Annotated in this window: 1 protein-coding gene; it reads left to right on the top strand. The window is 63.5% G+C overall.

What is annotated here, in order from left to right; all coding sequences use genetic code 11:
* A partial coding sequence (locus SB719_RS19370; protein ID WP_412159631.1) for a hypothetical protein occupies window positions 1–323 on the top strand: 323 nt, incomplete at both ends.

Below are 323 nucleotides of genomic sequence, written 5' to 3'. Positions count from 1 at the left end.
GGCGATTCCGGCTTCGACGGCATCAGCCGCAACGCGGATATCGTGCTGGGCGGGAGCTTTGCCGAGAACCGCGGACACGCGGTCGGCTGGCTGACCTGGCGTGAGAACGACGCGCTGTATCAGGGGCAGCGTGACTACTCCAGCTGCGCGGTCTTTTTCGACACCCCTACGTGCGGTGGTTCCGGCACGGCCGATCCGGGCCGCTTCGCGGTCAACCAGTACACGAACGGCGCTGTCGTCCCTTGGCCTCAGGGGACGAATGCCAATTACGTATACAACGGCAGCGGCTATGAAAATGGGCTGCCCTTGTACAACTATGCGCC

It is taken from the genome of Pantoea sp. SIMBA_079 (assembly GCF_046940275.1).
GTDB classification, from domain to species: Bacteria; Pseudomonadota; Gammaproteobacteria; order Enterobacterales; family Enterobacteriaceae; genus Pantoea; species Pantoea borealis.
This window is presented reverse-complemented; position numbering and strand designations above follow the sequence as displayed.